This window comes from Candidatus Pelagibacter sp. Uisw_134_02, assembly GCF_047720265.1.
Lineage (GTDB): Bacteria > Pseudomonadota > Alphaproteobacteria > Pelagibacterales > Pelagibacteraceae > Pelagibacter.
Window position 1 is genome coordinate 561,717 of sequence record NZ_CP159813.1, and the last position, 18,035, is coordinate 579,751.

Consider the following 18,035-nt stretch of genomic DNA (forward strand, 5'->3'; position numbering starts at 1 on the left):
TTTATGCTTTATAAAAATAATTTACTAATCTTACTTATTATATCTATGCTTACATTTTTTGAAAAAGTTGATGCTAAATACGAAAAGCTATTTTTTGATCACTCTATAAAGAGTATTAATAATGAAACAATTGATTTAAATCAATACAAAGGAAAAACTGTACTTTTAGTAAATGTTGCTAGTAAATGTGGTTTCACCAAACAATATACAGGCCTTCAAAACCTTTATGAGAAGTATAAAAACAAAAATTTCTATGTAATTGGTGTTCCGTCAAATCAGTTTGGCGGACAAGAGCCAGGGTCTAATTCCGAAATTAAGGATTTTTGTGAAACCAATTTTAATATAACATTTCCAATAACTGACAAAACGAACGTTAAAGGTGAAGATGCTCATGAGCTATATAAATGGGCAAAAAAAAATTATGGTAACTCAACTGTTCCTAAGTGGAATTTTCATAAAATTTTAATTAATAAAGAAGGAAAAATACAAAATACGTTTAATTCTTTTATTACACCAATGTCTGATAAAATAACAAAACAATTAGATTTGATTCTATAAGCTAATAGTCATACCATCATAGCCAGGAATAATATTTTTAGGTAATTTTTTTTTAACTTTTGTATAATCTAAATCACTATGCATATTTGTTAATACAGTTTTTCTAGGAGTTAAGATTTTAACTAATTCCAAAACTTGATCTAAATTAAAATGTGCTGAGTGATTACGGTACCATAGACAGTCAATAATTAAGTATTCTAAATTTTTTAATTTTTTGTAATCTTTCTTAAAAAATAAACTAATATCACTTGCATAGGCTAATTTATTATTAATTAGATAGCATATACTTTTAATTTTACCATGCTGAACAGGTATTGATTCAATTTTAATTCTTTTATTTTCATTTGTAAATTGATGCTCTTTTTTAAGACTATTAATATTTAAAATAGATGGATAACCAAAAGAAGATTTAAAACAATATTTAAAAGTTGAAAGTAAATATTTCTTAGTATTTAAGTCTGCATAAACTGAAATTTGTTTCTTGTTTATTAAAAAAAATGGACGAAGGTCATTAATACCATGTGTTTGATCTGCGTGTAGATGTGTATAAAAAACTTTACTAATAGATTTAATTTTATTTTTTAGAAGTTGTGACCTTAAATCTGGAGATGTATCTATTAAGATATTTTGATCGTTAAATTTAATTAAAGCAGAACATCTTGTTCTAAAATTTTTTTTATTTTTTAAATCACAATTACCAGAATATCCATCTGCTCTAGGTACACCCATTGAGCTACCACAACCCAAAATGACAAACTTCATAGACATTATAGATTAAAAAGTTTATTAAAATTCACAGTAGTTATATCGGACATTTCTTGATCGGTCTTTTCTTTTAAAATAGATAATTTTTTCAGAGTATATTTGATAAAACATGGTTCATTTTTTTTCCCTCTCATGGGTATGGGAGCTAAAAATGGGCTATCTGTTTCAACAAGTAGTTTATCTAAAGGAATATTTTTAAAAGTTTCCTGAAGATCTAAACTATTTTTAAAAGTAATTATTCCACTTGCTGAAAAAAATGCATCCAATCTAAGTAATTGATTTGCAAAATTTAAAGAACCAGTAAAACAATGCATTAAAATTTTTAATTTTTCTGATTTATATGATTTTAAGATTTTATATGTTTCGTCCTCGGCATTTCTAGAATGTATGATAATAGGTTTATTAAGATCTATAGAGGCCTCTATATGAGCTTTAAAACTATTAATTTGTCTTTCTTTATTACTATGATTATAGAAAAAATCTAAGCCTGTTTCACCTATACCAATAATTCGTTCATTTTGATTTATTTGATTAATTATATAATTTTTATCAACCAAAAGACTTTCCTTGGTCTCATGGGGGTGAATACCAAAAGTTCCATAAATCATTGGATCTAGTTTAATAATATTTCTAATCCTATCAAAACTTTCTAACGTAGTACATATTGTTAATAGTTTTGAGATACCAACTTCTTTAGATCTTTTTATAACATCACTTAAATTCTCAAGTAAAGGTTCATGATCTAAGTGACAATGAGAATCAATCATCTTTTTTTTCAATCTTCTTAAATAAAATATCTATTTTGTTAATAGGTTGTCCAGATACAAGATAGTCATGTTTTGCAATAGATTCAAAATTAATTGCATCTAGATTTAGATTAAAAATTTTTAAGGCTTTTTCTATTGAACTTGGGATTATTGGATAAAGCATGAATGAAATTTTTCTAATCATTTCTAAAGATGTATAGACAATTGTATTTAATCTATCTTTATCGTCTTTTTTTTTCCAAGGTTCCTGATCATTAAAATATTTATTTGCCTCAAATAAAGCACTAATAATAAAATTAATGTAATAATTAATATTTTGATTATCAATTTCAGTACGTATTGTCGTCAAATTATCAGTAAATCTATTTAGCATCACTAAATCTTCATCATTAAATCTTTTATTATTTGGTATCGATGACGAGCAATGTTTCTCAGCAAATGCAGTAACTCTTTGACATAAATTTCCATAATTATTGGCTAAATCACTATTGATACAATCCTCCAACTTATCTTGTGAAATGTTACCATCATTACCAAATGAGACTTCTTTAATTAAATAATATCTTAAGGGATCAAGACCATAAATTTCAATAATGTCTAAGGGGTCAAGAATATTGCCTTTAGATTTTGACATCTTTTCATCACCAGATAAAATCCAGCCATGACCATAAACTTTCTTAGGTAAAGGTATTTTCGCAGCCATTAAAAATGCAGGCCAATATACAGAGTGAAACCTCAATATATCCTTACCTATTAAATGTACAGATGCAGGCCAAAATTTTTTGAACAGAGCATCATCTGTATTTGGATAGTTTAAAGCACTTATATAATTAGTTAGAGCATCGAGCCAAACATAAATTACATGATCTGAACTGTTAGGAACCTTGATTCCCCAAGAGAATGCTTTACGACTTATAGAGAGGTCTTTTAAACCACCTTTTACAAAGCTAATTACTTCATTTTTTCTAGATTTTGGTGAAATGAAGTCAGGATTTTTTTCATAATAATTTATTAATTCATCTTGCCATTTAGACAGCCTAAAAAAATAAGACTCTTCCTCTATCCATTCAACAGGTGAACCAGATGCAGTTGCTATCTTGATGTTTTCTTTTTTAGTAATCTCTTCATCACTATAGAAAGCTTCGTCAGAAACAGAATACCAGCCCGAATATTTTGATAAATAGATATCATCATTTTTTTCAAGTTCATTCCATAAATGTTGAACTGTTTTTTTGTGTCTCTCTTCAGTAGTTCTAATAAAATCAGTATTAGATAAATTCAATGTTTTTGAAAGATTTCTAAATGTTTGACTAATTTCATCACAAAAAGTCTGGGGATCAATATTTCTTTGTTCTGCTGCTCTTTGTATTTTTAAACCGTGCTCATCAGTACCTGTTAAAAAATGAACATCAAAACCATCTATACGCTTAAATCTGGCAAAAAAATCAGCAGTAATACTAGAATATGCATGACCCATATGCGGTTTCGCTGAAGGGTAGTAAATTGGAGTCGTAATATAATAATTTTTATCCATTATAAAAACTTTGATTTAAATTCTAAAAACAAACTTTCCTCATCCAGATTAAATTTTTCTGTATAATAAATCTTTTTTATAAATTTATGATAAAAATTAACTAATGAAATCTTTGTATCTGTTATCACGTATTTTTTTAAAAAGAATAACTCAATTAAATTAATTAATAAAACTTTAATAGGTTTATTTTTCTTATAGTAATTATTTTCTATTATTAAATCTATAAAACTTGAAATAGTATGATCCTTTAAATTAATTGATTTTTCTTCGGCAAAATTAAATAAATTAATGGTATCACCAGGAGAATTATAATAACTTAATAAGTCATAATTTACAAATTCAAGTACATTTTTTTTAAGTATTAAGTTTGAGATATTCAAAGACTCATTAAATGTTAAATTAATTTTAAATGTTAAACATCGTGATTTAAGAGTCGGCAGTATATCTTTTTCACTATTGTTTATTAAGATAAAAAAAACATTATCATTTGGCTCTTCAATAATCTTAAGTAGTGCATTAACAGAATTCTTATTTAGATTTTCAACATTATCTATTAAAATAAATCTTACCATATTATTAAATGTCGATTTATTTGTGTAATTAATCATTTCACGTATTTGACCTACATCAATACTTTTTTTTTCAGTTAAAAGATCTATTAAATAGAAATTAGGATGTGAGTTATTTTGTAAAAGTTTATAGGATCTATTATCTTTATTGATGCTAAAATTTTCTAAATTATATTTGTACTCCTCATTTTGAGATAAAATATAGTTGATTAAATGATAGGCTAGCGTTGATTTTCCTAATCCTTTTTTCCCAGATAGTAAAATTCTATTAGGCATTTTTTTTTGTTCATATAGGCCAACTAACTCGTTGAAGAAATTTTTCATACCATAAATCCTAGTATTTTCTGATGGTTTTAAATTCATAAATCTAAATTAAGTTGTTAATTTTATTTAATATTATATTTTCATTAAGATCTATATCTAGATTTGAATTTATTCTAATATATTTTTTGGGATTTTTTTTTAATATTTTTATAAAACCATTTTGTACTTTTTCATAAAATTTACTATCAAATTTATCGTATCTGTTAAGCTTTTTTCTTAGTCCAAGTCTTTTTTTCATATTTGATAAATTAACTGTATTTAAAAAGGTAAAATCAATTTTAATATTTCTCAAAAGATGATTGTTAATATTTTGTATAAATTTTAGGTTTACGCCCATTCCATAATGCTGGTAAGCAATTGTTGAGTCTGAAAATCTATCTATCAGTATGATTTTTTTACCAGCATTTTGTCTTATAATTTCTATATTTTCACTCCGTGCAGAAAGATAAAGTAATAAATCAGTTTCTTTATTAAATGTAGATTTGTTATCTAGAATAAGATTTCTTATTTTTTCTGAATTTGGACTACCACCGGGTTCTCTAATTTGAATAAATCTAATTTTTTTATGTATTAAGTAATTTGCAACTTTTTTTATGTGGTGAGATTTACCAGTACCCTCTATACCTTCAAATACTATTATTGGTTTTTTAGACATCACCCCAGATCAAAAAATTAATAGATTTCATTAATCTTGAAAAAATATTTAATTTTTTAATATCTTCATAAGATAATAAGTTATATTCATTGATGATTTCTCCTTTGTAAGAAATTTTTATTTTTCCTAAAATATCATCTTTTTTTATTGGCGCTTCTATTGGGCCATTGTAATTTATTGTTACCTTTAGTAATTTTTTTCTAGCTTTAGGAATAGTTTTATAAATATCTTCTTTAAGATAAGTTTTTACAGTATCCTTTTTTCCTAGCCAAACATCAATCTCTTCAAAAGGTTTATTAGCTTTTGCAATTTCAATTAAATCAAAATTAGTTAATCCCCAAGTTAAAAGTTTGGCACTTTCACGTGATCTATCATTTTTTGTATTAAATCCACTCCCTACAGCTATTAACCTTCTTCCATTTCTGTCTAAAGATGATGCTAATGAATATTTTTCAACAGCTAAGTAACCTGTCTTAATACCATCCGCACCTAGATTTTTATATAAAAGTGGATTTCTGTTACCTTGAGTAATTGGATCTCCACCAGTTCTATCCCATGTAAATTCTTTTTCAGCAAAATACTTATATTCATCAGGAAATTCTTTAATGAGATAATTGGACATAATCATAATATCTCTTACAGTTGAAGTATTTTCAGTATGGTTTATCCCTGAAGAATTGGCAAAATTAGTATTTACCATTCCTAATTCTTTAGCTTTCGCCGTCATCATAATCGCAAATTCTTCTTCAGTACCAGCAATACCTTCTGCTAATGCAACACAAGCGTCATTACCTGAGGCTATAATTATCCCCTTTAATAAATTTTCTACACTTACTTCATCACCAACCATTATAAACATTGAAGAGTAACCAGCAGATGATAATCTCCATGCATTTTCCGAAACAATAAATTTTTCACTAAGACTTAAATCACCATTTCTTATTAAATCAAAAGTAATAATAGCAGTCATTATCTTGGTCATTGAAGCTGGGTATATTGATTTATCCGGATCTTTCTCATACAAAATCTCACCTGAATGATAATCTTGTAATATTACTGTTCTTGCTTTTATATCAAATGCTGCATTAGAATTTAAAGTTAATATTAAACTTAATAGAATTGTTAAAAATTTTGTTTTAATCATTTTTTATAATTTCAATGTTTTCAAATTGAAGTATGCTTATATCATTATATGATTTTTGTAGAGAATAAATGTTATCAAAAGGACCCAAGTATACTCTATATTTTTTATCATTAATTTTTTGAATTTTAGGATTTTTAATTGAACTCTCTAATTTGATTCTATTTAACATCATTGAAGCTGTATCTTTAAAGTAAAAATCTGCAATTTTTACCGTATAAGAAAAATTAATAGTATTTTCTTTTTTATCTTTTTTTTTAGATTTATTTAAATCGTTAATATTAATAACATTAACTGGTGCTTTTACAGCAACACTCTTTTCTTCTTCAAACGTTTTTGCCTTACCTGCAATGAAAATTGAATTTTCAAGTATTTCTAAAATTTCAACATAAGGTTGATTGAGATTTAATTCTAATTCCAAAGCAATTCTTGGAGATATTACAGAATTATTAAATGCAGGATATTTAGAATTTTTTCCAACAGTTGCTAATATTGATTTGCCATTTAAAATATTGGTAATTTTAACTTGTGTTTGGCTTTTCAAATTTTTTTGAAATATCATTAAACTACGTTCTTCTATTTTTTTATTTATTATCTTTTTTTTAAAAAGATTTTCATTATAAACAAGTGCAAAACCCTTGTTTGTATAACCCTTAATAATTGAAACACTTGGTTTATTGTTTGTAAGGTTACCCGTAGTGCAATTTGTTATTATTAAAAAAATAAGTAAAAAAAAAATATTTTTATAAAACATTTTCAAACTTATCCTTCAAAGTACAAACTGCTAATCCAAATCTTAATGATCTGTTCCATTGTAAAATTTTTTCATAATTTTCAAAGACTACATAAGCTGGTTCTAAACTTTCTGAATTTGGTATTATGTCTTTATCAGGTGTAATGATGGAGGAAATTAAATCATTATTTATAGAAATATTATTACTATTTTTTATATATTTTTTTAAATAACTAAACTTTTTTTTATTATGTAATTTTTTTGCAGATGTATTTAGTAATTTTCTTGGTACATTTTTTTTTAAACTAACTTTAATGAAACAAGGTTGGTTTTTTTTCCATCCTATTTTATTTATATAATTGGCAGCAGATGCAAAAGAATCTTTAATTGATTTTAGTTCAATTATTTCATTGTTATCATAATCAATAGCATATTTCTCAATTGTAGATGGCATAAACTGAAAATATCCGAAAGCCCCAGCCCATGAACCATATAAAATATTATGATCAATTTTTTGTGACTCGACTAATTGAAGTATAGTTATAAGTTCTTTAGTAAAAAATTCTGATCTTCTTTTATCAAAACTTAATGTTGCTAAAGATGATAAAATATCCATTTTACCTACATAAGTTCCAAAATTTGTCTCTATACCCATCAACGCTAGCAATAAATTTTTTTCTACAGAAAATTCTTTATCAATTATTTTAATAAAACTTTCATTTGATTTATATAATTTGATACCTTGCTTAATTTTAAGATTAGACGTTCTTTTGAATATATAAGTTTTTGTATCTTCATAAAATTCAGGTTGAAAACGATCATATTTAATAACCTTAGGTAAAAAAACTACATTGGACATGGTCATATCAAATGTCTGCTCTGAAATATTATTCTTTAAGGCATATATTTTGAAATTTTTTAACCAGTCATTAAATGAAACATTATTTGCATACAATATATTTGTATTAAAAAATAAAAATAATATTATAAATTTTTTAATTATTTTCATATAAATCTTTTAAATAAATAAATACAGCAATCCAGATTAAAATGAAACTTACTAACTTTGTGATTGAAAAAGGCTCATTATAATAAAAAAATCCTAATATAAATTGAAATGTTGGGGTTATATAGAATATCATGCCAGTTGGGCCCAACCCACATAGTTCAACTCCCCTTACATATAGAAATAATGGTATTACAGTCATTGGACCAGCTAATATCAATAAAAGCATCATGGGTGGATTCGAAAAAGTAAAATCATTTAATCCTTCTTGTACAATTAAATAAAAACCAATTAAAGCAAATGGTAAAATAAACAGACTCTCAATTAAAAGACCTACATCAGTATCAATATTAATTTTTTTTCTTAATAAATTATAAAATCCCCAACTTAATGCAACAACTAGACCAACCCAGGGTATTGATTTAAAACTTACAAATAGCAAAAAGATTATTGAAATTATAACTAAAATTATAGAAATTTTTCTTTTTTTATTTAATATCTCTTTAAAAAAAATATTCCCTAACAAAACACTTAAAATTGGCATGATGAAATATCCAAAACTTGCATCAATAATTTGATTATTTGCTACAGCATAAATCCAAATAGCCCAATTTATAAATATTAATAAACCTGAAAAAAAAAGAGTAATTAAAACTTTAAAATTCTTTAAGGTAATTAAAAATATGTGCCATTTCATAAAAAAAGACGTTGTAATTAACAAAAAAAAAGTAGTCCAAATACATCTGTGTAATACGACCTCCACATGTCCAACAAATGATATATATTCAAAATAAAAAACACCTATAACACCCCACCAAAATGAACCTATTGCAGTTAATGTTATGCCTTTATGAAAGTCATTATTTTTCATTGATATAAAATATTGAACTTATAATCCATTAATTAAGCCTATTCTCTATTTTATTGTTGAATTAATAAAATTTGATTATAAAACGTTGCTAACGGAGAGATGGCAGAGTGGTTGAATGCACCGGTCTTGAAAACCGGCAAAGGGGCAACTCTTTCCTGAGTTCGAATCTCAGTCTCTCCGCCATTACTACGCGTCATAAACATAGTTTTGAAATAATTTTGTAACTTTATTGATTTTAATTTCAATTGTTAAATCCATACCCTGATTTAATTTATAAAGATTTTCATCATCTAAATCTAATAAATCACATAAAAGTGGTAACTCGTCATCTGTTAATTGATTAATATATATTTGGGTAAATGTACCTAGTAATTTATCCATTTCTTTTGTACCCCTATAATTGGCTCGATAAATTATTTTATTTTTTAAATCCTTTATATTAATGATCATAAATATTTATATATTGTATTTAACATGAAAAATAAGAATAATTATGATTATTTATTAGCAGATCTAACAAAATTAAATGGTGTTGGAAAAAAAACCATGGAAATTTTGAAGAAAAAAAGATAAATAATATTTTTGACTTACTATGGAGATTACCCAAATCATACACAGATAGAACATTAGTGAGTAAAATTTGTGATCTTCAAATAGGTATGATTCAAACTATCAGAATTGTTCCACTTAAATACCAATTTCCAAGAATTAGAAACTTACCAAATAGAGTTAATTGTATTGATGAAACTGGAAAAATTGATTGTATATTTTTTAATAGTCACGAAGGTTATGTGAGAAAGATTTTACCTTTGAGTAAAGAAGTAACAATAAGTGGAAAAGTAAGTAATTATAGAGGACGATATCAAATAACAAATCCTACATATATTTCTCAAGACAGTTCATTAATAGAGAATGTTGATAACAAATATTCATTAACTGAAGGAATTACTGAAAAAAATTATAACAAAATTATTAATCAAATTTTAAAAAACTTACCCATTTTAATGGAGTGGCACGATAAAGAAATATTAAAAATTTTCAATAATGAAAGTTGGAATGACTCTATAATAAAATTACATGATCCAAAAAATATTGAAAATTATAAATCTCATTTTTATAAAAGACTTGCTTATGATGAAATACTTGCATCATTTTTAGTTAACTCTGAAATTAGAAAAAAAATAAAAAAAATTAAAAAAGCTTCCAAAAAATTTACTAAAAAAGCTCACAATAACATTATTAATAAATTAAATTTTACACTAACTAATGATCAAAAAAAATCATTAAATGATATTGATAAAGACTTAAGCTCTAAAAGTAAAATGTTTAGACTTTTACAGGGAGATGTAGGAAGTGGCAAAACTATTGTTGCTTTAATTTCTTCTTTAAATGTTATTAGTTCAGGATATCAAGTTGCCTTAATGGCCCCTACTGAAATATTAGCGAGACAACATTATACTTTAGCAAAAAAATTATTTCCTCATAATATCAAAATTGAATTGCTTTCTGGTAAAAGTGAAAATATTGAGAAAAAGAGAATTGTGAAGGAATTAGAAGATGATAAAATTCAGATGGTTTTTGGTACCCATGCAATCTTTCAAAAAAAAATAATTTTTTCAAACCTTGGCTATATTATAATTGATGAACAACATAAATTTGGTGTAAGACAACGAAAGCTTTTATCTGACAAAGGTGGTGATAATTGTGATATTCTTTTAATGTCAGCAACACCAATTCCAAGAACCCTAACTATGTCTGTTTATGGTGATATGGATGTTTCTATTATTAGGGAAAAACCAAGTAATAGAAAAGAAGTTAAAACTTACAGTAAACTAGAAAGTAAAATGGAAGATATTATTAATTTTGTTAAAAAAGAAATTAAAGAAGGAAATCAAATTTTTTGGGTATGTCCCTTAATTGAGGAATCTAAAAAATTAGATCATCAATCATCAGTTACTAAATACAAATTTTTGAATGAAATTTTTCCAAATAAAGTTGCATTACTTCATGGAAAAATTGATAATAAAGAGAAAGAAGAAATATTGAATAAATTTTTAGATAAAAAGTATTCAATTTTAGTTTCAACAACAATTATAGAAGTTGGTATTGATTTTCCTAATGCTAACGTAATCATAATAGAAAATGCTAATAAATTTGGATTATCACAGTTACATCAATTAAGAGGTAGAGTTGGACGCGGGACAAAACAAGCTAGTTGTATATTAATGTTTAAATCTAATTTAAGCGTTAATGCTAAAAAAAGAATTAATATTTTAAAAAACTCAAATGATGGTTTTGAAATTTCAGAAGAAGATATGAAACTAAGAGGTTTTGGAGATTTACTTGGCTTTAAACAAAGTGGTTTAAAAAATTTTAGATTAGCTGATCCTATTCAAAACGAAGATTTATTTTTAATGGCAGAAAAACAAATTAAAAAAATAGAATTAGAAAATATTGATATTAAAAAATATAAAGCATTACTGAAATTATATGATCAAGCAGATATAATTAATGATATGGTTTAGTTTTTTGGCTTAGATGTTCCTGCTGAAACTATAAATTTTGACGCTTCTTCAAAAGACATATCTAAATATATTAAATCCTCTTTTGGTATCATTAATAGAAAACCACTTGTAGGATTAGGTGTTGTTGGTACAAAAACATTAATTAGATTTTTATTTGTTTTGGATTTGATTTCACCACTGTTTTCCTTAGTTGCAAAACCAACAGCCCACGCATCTTTTCTCGGATATTCAACCAAAACAACACTTTTTTTATTGCCCTCTTGATTTCTAAAAGAGTCAGTCATTTGACCAATGGCAGAATAAATAGTTCTTAAGATAGGTATCCTTTTAAAAAGATCATCAATAATTTGCAGAAATTTTTTACCTAAAAAAGATAGAGAGAGCCCACCAACTACTGTTATAAAAATTATTGTTAAAATAATTTCTATACCTGGTATAGCGTACGTTAGATATGTATTTGGATTTAACCCTGAAGGAACTAATCTTGTTGAAAAATTAATCAAGAATTTACTTAAATAAAGTGTAAATCCTATTGGTATTAATACTATAACACCTGTCACAAAGTAGTTTCTTAATTTCAAGGCAACTGATTTTTTTTTTTTATTAGCCATAAATTATTTAGTGATAACTAGAATAAACAACAAATAAAACAGCTATAATAAAAAGAACTATTAAAATTTTATTGTTTAAATTCATATATGTTTATGTCATATAATTATCAAAATTTTATTAAAATGAATAGAAGAAAATTTCTAAATTACATAGGCTGTGGTTGTTGTGGTGTTATAGTAAATGGATGCTCTACAGCTCCTATTACTGATAGAAAACAATTAAAAATAATTCCTGAAAATAAACTAAATGCTCAAGCTGCTGAGATTTATAAAAAAATAAAAGTTAAAGAAAAAATGAGTGATGATAAAAAAACACTCAATGATATTAAAGAAATTGGTAAACGTATGGAGGACTCTATATCTGAATATTTTTCAAAATCAGGAATTGATGATCCGACAGTTGGTTTTGATTGGGAGTATATACTTATAGATGACAAGAAAGTTAAAAATGCTTGGTGCATGCCAGGTGGTAAAATTGCTGTCTACACAGGCATATTGGATGTTACTAAAAATAAAGACGGACTAGCTGCTGTTATGGGACATGAAATAGCACATGCTGTAGCAAAACATTCAGTAGAAAGAGCCAGTCGTAGTGTATTGTTAAATACAGGAACTCAGTTAATTGATATTTTTTCTGGTGGAAAACTGTCTCAAGTTAATAGAGTTACAGGAATGAACACTGTTGGCCTTTTATCTCAGATCGGGTTAATGAATCCTTTTAGTAGAACCCAGGAAAGTGAAGCTGACTATTTAGGTATGATTTTTTCATCTTTATCTGGTTATGACATAAGAGAGACAAAAAAACTTTGGGAAAGAATGAAAGCTTCAAAAAAAGGTAAAGAAATTTCAGAATTTATGAGTACTCACCCATCCTCAGACACAAGAATCAAAAATTTAAGAGAGTGGGAAACTCAGATAATTATAGATTATCCACCAATAACAATTGGTTAAAGTGTTTGGTGAGCCCTGATGGACTCGAACCATCGACCCATTCCTTAAAAGGGAATTGCTCTACCAACTGAGCTAAGGGCCCACATATAAATTAATAAAGTTGAGATAAATGTTTCTTTTTATTTAATTCTAAAAAAAAACTTTTGGTGAAGTCTTCTTTAAAATTTTTAAATTTCTTTACACTTAAAAATTTAAACAATAAAAAAATATACAAACTTTTAATAATTTTTATTACCAAAACCAATTATTTATTCCAAAATATGGATAAATGCAAATATTTAAATTACAACTTATCAATGTATTCGTCATGGAATTTATTAAATGTTCCCTTATTGATATTTTTTCTAATGGAGGACATTAATTCTTGATAAAAATTAACATTATGAAGAGTAAGTAAAGTTGAACCTAATATCTCATTTGTATTAAAAAGATGGTTTAAATAGTTTTTTGAATACTTATTTAGGCTTAAATTTGAACAATTACTATCTAATGGTGTATTATCATTTTTATATTTATTATTTTTAATATTCAAGCGTCCCTTCCAAGTAAACGCCAAGCCTGTTCTGCCAGATCTTGTAGGCATTACACAATCAAACATATCAACACCTCTCTTTACAGCACCTAGTATATCTGTAGGAGTGCCAACACCCATTAGATATCTGGGTTTATTTACAGGCATAACATCTTTAATATCATCTAAAACTTTAAACATTTCTTTTTGTGTTTCACCTACAGCTAATCCTCCAATGGCATAGCCTTCAAAATTAATTTTTGTTAAGGCATTAAGTGATTTAATTCTTAAGTCTTTAAATAAACCGCCTTGTACTATTCCAAATAATCCTTTGTGAGGATTTATACCAAAAGCCGTTTTTGATCTTTCTGCCCAATATATCGATAATTCCATTGATTTTTTAATAAGATTATAATCTGTGGTTTTTTTTGGACATTCATCCATAATCATTACTATATCAGAATCTAAACCCTTCTGTATCCTTATACTTTCTTCAGGGCTTAATATAAATTTTTTACCATCAACATGTGAGTTAAAAATTGCTCCCTTTTCTCTATCTATTTTGTTTAATTTTGAAAGAGACATAACTTGAAATCCACCTGAGTTTGTAAGTATTGGAAGTTTACAATTCATGAACTTATGAAGACCACCCGCAGATATTATTCTATCAACACCAGGTCTAATCATTAAATGATATGTATTAGATAATATTATTTCAGAGCCTGTTTTAATAATGTCATCTATTAAGCATGCTTTAACTGTCGCTTGGGTGCCAACAGGCATGAAAGCTGGAGTTTGAATATTTCCTCTGTGAGTTTCAATTACTCCAGTTCTTGCAAAGTTATTTTTTTCAATGACATTAAATTTAAAATTTTTTAATGCCATATATAGGTGTTATTATTTAAAACTAATAATTTTATCTGGGTCTGATACTGAACCGTTATTATTTTCATCACCTCTTTTAATTTTATCAACAAACTCCATGCCTTCAACAACTTTACCAAATACCGTATATTGTTTATCTAAAAATGAAGCTTCTTTAAAACAGATAAAGAATTGGCTATTAGCACTGTTTGGGTCTTGTGATCTTGCCATTGATAGTGTTCCTCTTTCATGAGGCAAATTATTAAATTCTTCTTTAAGATCAGGTAAATCTGATCCACCCATACCGGCTCTTCTTAAATCATAATCACTATTAGAAGAGTTTCCAAATTTTACATCACCAGTTTGAGCCATAAAACCATCTATTACTCTATGAAAAACAACTCCATCATATTTTCCTTCTTGAGCTAATTGCTTAATTCTCTTTACGTGGTTTGGTGATACATCTTCAAAAAGTTCTATTTTAACATCTCCATCTTTAAGTTTTAAAATCATTGTATTCTCCTCTGCTATTATATTGTTGGTTAATAAAAAAAATAAAATTAAGAATTTTGTTATAAATTTATTCATATTTTTCCTTTAAAGACTTTATTGTGCTTTTTGTAGTAAATTTTTTGATATCTCCTTTCAATCTAATAATTTCTTTAACAAATCTTGAAGAAATAATTTGATTTTCAACATCTGACATCAAAAAAATTGTTTCAATATTATTATTTAATTTTCTATTCATTCCAGCTAGTTGAAATTCGTATTCAAAGTCAGATACGGCTCTCAATCCTCTTAAGATAATATTTGAATTATATTTTTTACATAAATCAGTAGTTAACGATGTAAAAGAAATAATTTCAATTTTTCTCCTATCAAATTTTAAATCTACAAAAAGTGCTTTCTTAATCAGCTCAATACGTTCAGATGAGTTAAAAAGATAATCTTTATTAGTTCCATCAGATGCAGCTATAACAATTTTATGAAATAACTTTAAAGCTTTTTTTATTACGTCAATATGGCCAAACGTAATGGGATCAAATGTACCAGGATATATGGCAACTTTTTTCATTAAGCCAAGTTATCATCAATTTTTATAGCTGAAACTACTTTTTCATCGCCTGATAATTTAATAATTCTTACGCCTTGGGTATTTCTTCCTGCAGTTCTTATTTCTTTAACAGCAACTCTAATAACCCTACCTTTGTTAGTAGAAATCATTATTTCATCAGGTTCAACAACTGGAAATGAAGAACAGATGCTACCATTTCTTGGAGAGTTAATTATGCCAATAATACCCTTACCACCCCTGTTTGTTACTCTATAATCTAAATTAGTTGTTTTTTTTCCAAAACCATTTTCTGTAATTGACAATATAAATCTTTCTTTTCCTGTTAATTCATCTTTACTATCTTTAATAGTTTTTTTCCCCTTATCTTTATTTACAATTGATAAAGAAACTATTTCGTCATTTTGAGCCAATTCTATACCTTTAATACCTTTTGAGGATCTTCCTTTAAATATTCGAAGTTTTTTTGACTCAAATCTTATGCATTTTCCATTTTTAGTACTTAACATGATATCTTGATGTTCTTTACAAATTTCAACACCAACAATTTTATCATTAGGATCAAGTTTCATTGCAATCTTTCCAGCGGAGTTTATTGATGAAAAATCTTCAAGACTATTTTTTCTTACTTTCCCTTTAGCTGTTGCAAAGACAATTTGTAAATTTTTTAAATCACTTTCATCATCAGGAAATGGCATTATAGAACTAATAGATTGATGACTTTTTAGTGGAAGGATATTGAACAAAGATTTACCTTTTGAAGTAGTTGATCCTTCCGGAATTTTCCAAGCTTTGATCCTATAAACAAGTCCTTCTGTTGAAAAGAAAAGAACTGATGTGTGAGTATTAACAGATAATGTTTGTACAACAGAGTCAGCATCTCTGGTTGTTATTCCAGATTTACCCTTACCTCCTCTTTTTTGTTGTTTTACATTACTTAATGGCCCTCTTTTTATATAACCTTGTAGTGTAACAGTAATGATTATAGATTCTTTTTGAATTGTTTCCTCAATATCATAATTTAATATTGCATCTATAATTTTAGTTCTCCTTGGTACTGCAAATTTCTCCTTAATTGACTTTAATTCTTCACTTATTACTCTCAAAAGTTCTTTTTTTGAGTTAAGTATTTTTTTATAAGATTTAATTAAATCTGCTAATTTTTTAATTTCAATCTCTATTTCACTGATACCTAAAGCTGTTAATTTTTGAAGTCTTAATTCTAAAATTGATATGACTTGCGGCTCTGTGAATGAATATAAATTTTTACTTTTTTTATCTTCTACTAGAGAAATTAATTTTAATGATTTGTTAATCTTCCATTTTGTTGACAATAGTGATTTTTTAGCATCTTCAGGAGTTTTTGATGATCTAATAATTTTTATAATTTTATCTAAGTTTTCAACTGATACAGAGAGACCAATCAAAATATGAGCCCTGTCGACTGCTTTTTTTAAATCATATTTAGTTTTTTTAATTACTACATCTTCACGGAATGTTAAAAAGTTAGTTAAAAAATCTTTTAAATTACAAATTTTTGGTTTTCCATCGACAATAGCAAGTGTGTTGAAGCCAAAAGAACTTTCAATAGACGTGTTTTTGTAAAGTTGCCTTTTAATAGTTTCTGGCTCAACCCCATTTCTCAAATCAATAGCTACTCTAATTCCTTCTCTGTTAGATTCATCTCTTATATCTCTGATGCCTTCAATTTTTTTTTCTCTTACCAATTGAGCTATTCTTTCATTCAAAACAGATTTATTAACTTGATATGGAACAGAAGTAATTACAAGTCTTTCTCTTCCATTTTTTTGAGCCTCAATACTAATTTCTCCTCTAATTTTAAAGGAACCTCGCCCAACATTATAGCCTGCTTTAATAATATCTTTACCAATAATAACTCCCCCTGTAGGGAAATCAGGTCCAGGTATATGCTTCATTAATTCTTTAATCTTAACATCTTTGTTTTCAATTAAAGCTAAAGTCCCATTTATAATTTCACCTAAGTTATGAGGTGGTATACTTGTTGCCATTCCTACTGCTATACCACCAGCTCCATTTACTAATAAATTCGGATATTGTGCTGGTAAAACAGTTGGTTCTTTTTCGGTCTCATCATAGTTACTTTTATATTCAATAGTATTTTTTTCTATGTCATCAATTAGATATTGAGATACCTTAGCTAGTCTTGTTTCGGTATATCTCATAGCAGCAGCTGGATCTCCATCTATAGAGCCAAAATTACCTTGGCCCTGAACTAATGGCAAACTCATTGAAAAGTCCTGAACCATTCTAACTAGAGCATCATAAACTGACTGATCACCATGAGGATGGTATTTACCAATAACATCACCAACAATTCTTGCAGATTTTCTAAATTGTTTTGACCAATCGTAGCCACCTTTATACATGGCAAATAATATTCTTCTATGAACTGGTTTAAGTCCATCTCTGACATCAGGAAGAGCCCTACTCACAATTACACTCATTGCATATGATAAGTAAGATGAGCTCATCTCATCATGCATTGAGATAAGTTTAATATTTTTGTCTTTAGGTATTTCTGTGTCTTTCATAGAAA

The 18,035-nt window shown here is 26.7% G+C and carries 18 protein-coding genes and 2 tRNA genes; 4 read left to right on the top strand and 16 right to left on the bottom strand.

The genetic code is table 11. The annotated features are described in order from the left end of the window. The first annotated feature begins 3 nt into the window (after nt 1-3). Nucleotides 4-558, top strand: coding sequence for a glutathione peroxidase (locus ABXT56_RS03145; RefSeq protein ID WP_415301188.1), 555 nt, complete (start codon nt 4-6; stop codon nt 556-558). On the opposite strand, the gene ABXT56_RS03150 is transcribed toward ABXT56_RS03145, so the two are convergent. Genes ABXT56_RS03150 through rarD form a run of 9 tightly spaced genes read right to left on the bottom strand, consistent with a single transcriptional unit; the run spans nt 553 to nt 8,923 of the window. Further along, nucleotides 553-1,326 carry an MBL fold metallo-hydrolase gene (locus ABXT56_RS03150; protein WP_415301190.1) on the bottom strand — a complete coding sequence of 258 codons (774 nt, stop codon included), beginning with the start codon at nt 1,324-1,326 and terminating at the stop codon, nt 553-555. The genes ABXT56_RS03145 and ABXT56_RS03150 overlap by 6 nt on opposite strands. Continuing rightward, on the bottom strand, nt 1,326-2,090 hold the full coding sequence (locus tag ABXT56_RS03155; protein ID WP_415301192.1) for a TatD family hydrolase: 765 nt from the start codon (nt 2,088-2,090) through the stop codon (nt 1,326-1,328). Before ABXT56_RS03155 ends, ABXT56_RS03150 begins: the two co-directional genes overlap by 1 nt. Beyond that, nucleotides 2,083-3,624, bottom strand: a complete 1,542-nt coding sequence (gene metG / locus ABXT56_RS03160) for a methionine--tRNA ligase (protein WP_415301194.1) — start codon at nt 3,622-3,624, stop codon at nt 2,083-2,085. Before metG ends, ABXT56_RS03155 begins: the two co-directional genes overlap by 8 nt. After that, nucleotides 3,624-4,556 carry an AAA family ATPase gene (locus ABXT56_RS03165; RefSeq protein ID WP_415301196.1) on the bottom strand — a complete coding sequence of 311 codons (933 nt, stop codon included), beginning with the start codon at nt 4,554-4,556 and terminating at the stop codon, nt 3,624-3,626. Before ABXT56_RS03165 ends, metG begins: the two co-directional genes overlap by 1 nt. Nucleotides 4,557-4,560: 4 nt before the next feature. Beyond that, nucleotides 4,561-5,172, bottom strand: a complete 612-nt coding sequence (gene tmk, locus ABXT56_RS03170; RefSeq protein WP_415301198.1) for a dTMP kinase — start codon at nt 5,170-5,172, stop codon at nt 4,561-4,563. Next, nucleotides 5,165-6,316: a D-alanyl-D-alanine carboxypeptidase family protein gene (locus ABXT56_RS03175; protein ID WP_415301200.1), complete on the bottom strand. Its 1,152-nt coding sequence runs from the start codon at nt 6,314-6,316 to the stop codon at nt 5,165-5,167. Before ABXT56_RS03175 ends, tmk begins: the two co-directional genes overlap by 8 nt. Further along, nucleotides 6,309-7,067 carry a hypothetical protein gene (locus ABXT56_RS03180; protein WP_415301202.1) on the bottom strand — a complete coding sequence of 253 codons (759 nt, stop codon included), beginning with the start codon at nt 7,065-7,067 and terminating at the stop codon, nt 6,309-6,311. The genes ABXT56_RS03175 and ABXT56_RS03180 overlap by 8 nt, the downstream gene beginning before the upstream one ends. Further along, nucleotides 7,057-8,055, bottom strand: a complete 999-nt coding sequence (locus tag ABXT56_RS03185) for a lytic murein transglycosylase (RefSeq protein WP_415301204.1) — start codon at nt 8,053-8,055, stop codon at nt 7,057-7,059. Before ABXT56_RS03185 ends, ABXT56_RS03180 begins: the two co-directional genes overlap by 11 nt. Beyond that, nucleotides 8,042-8,923: an EamA family transporter RarD gene (gene rarD / locus ABXT56_RS03190; protein WP_415301206.1), complete on the bottom strand. Its 882-nt coding sequence runs from the start codon at nt 8,921-8,923 to the stop codon at nt 8,042-8,044. Before rarD ends, ABXT56_RS03185 begins: the two co-directional genes overlap by 14 nt. A 93-nt stretch (nt 8,924-9,016) precedes the next feature. Between rarD and ABXT56_RS03195 the strand changes: the two genes are divergently transcribed. Then, nucleotides 9,017-9,106: transfer RNA gene (locus tag ABXT56_RS03195), tRNA-Ser, on the top strand. A 3-nt stretch (nt 9,107-9,109) separates the two neighbouring features. Here ABXT56_RS03195 and ABXT56_RS03200 read toward each other — a convergent pair. Next, nucleotides 9,110-9,373, bottom strand: coding sequence for a succinate dehydrogenase assembly factor 2 (locus tag ABXT56_RS03200; RefSeq protein ID WP_415301217.1), 264 nt, complete (start codon nt 9,371-9,373; stop codon nt 9,110-9,112). A 128-nt stretch (nt 9,374-9,501) separates the two neighbouring features. Here ABXT56_RS03200 and ABXT56_RS03205 point away from each other — a divergent pair, with 128 nt between their 5' ends. Then, a complete protein-coding gene (locus ABXT56_RS03205) occupies nt 9,502-11,448 on the top strand; it encodes an ATP-dependent DNA helicase RecG (protein ID WP_415301374.1) in 1,947 nt (648 codons plus the stop codon). Here the strand turns inward: ABXT56_RS03205 and ABXT56_RS03210 are convergent. Further along, entirely contained in the window at nt 11,445-12,059 is a 615-nt protein-coding gene (locus ABXT56_RS03210; RefSeq protein ID WP_415301220.1) for a DUF502 domain-containing protein, read from the bottom strand. The two genes, ABXT56_RS03205 and ABXT56_RS03210, sit on opposite strands and share 4 nt — an antisense overlap. Before the next feature lie 123 nt (nt 12,060-12,182). On the opposite strand from ABXT56_RS03210, the gene ABXT56_RS03215 reads away from it, so the two are divergent. After that, entirely contained in the window at nt 12,183-13,010 is an 828-nt protein-coding gene (locus tag ABXT56_RS03215) for a M48 family metallopeptidase (protein ID WP_415301222.1), read from the top strand. A gap of 6 nt (nt 13,011-13,016) precedes the next feature. Here ABXT56_RS03215 and ABXT56_RS03220 read toward each other — a convergent pair. From ABXT56_RS03220 to gyrA, 5 genes are all read right to left on the bottom strand, one after another. Then, nucleotides 13,017-13,092 (bottom strand) — tRNA-Lys (locus ABXT56_RS03220). Between the two features lie 201 nt (nt 13,093-13,293). Beyond that, complete coding sequence (tgt, locus tag ABXT56_RS03225; RefSeq protein ID WP_415301224.1) at nt 13,294-14,406, bottom strand: tRNA guanosine(34) transglycosylase Tgt; 1,113 nt, start codon at nt 14,404-14,406, stop codon at nt 13,294-13,296. Between the two features lie 12 nt (nt 14,407-14,418). Then, nucleotides 14,419-14,973, bottom strand: a complete 555-nt coding sequence (locus ABXT56_RS03230) for a peptidylprolyl isomerase (RefSeq protein ID WP_415301226.1) — start codon at nt 14,971-14,973, stop codon at nt 14,419-14,421. Beyond that, nucleotides 14,966-15,460 (bottom strand): pantetheine-phosphate adenylyltransferase, encoded by a 495-nt coding sequence (coaD, locus tag ABXT56_RS03235; protein ID WP_415301228.1) that lies wholly within the window; start codon nt 15,458-15,460, stop codon nt 14,966-14,968. Before coaD ends, ABXT56_RS03230 begins: the two co-directional genes overlap by 8 nt. Continuing rightward, a complete protein-coding gene (gene gyrA, locus ABXT56_RS03240) occupies nt 15,460-18,030 on the bottom strand; it encodes a DNA gyrase subunit A (protein ID WP_415301230.1) in 2,571 nt (856 codons plus the stop codon). The genes coaD and gyrA overlap by 1 nt, the downstream gene beginning before the upstream one ends. Nucleotides 18,031-18,035: the final 5 nt, after the last annotated feature.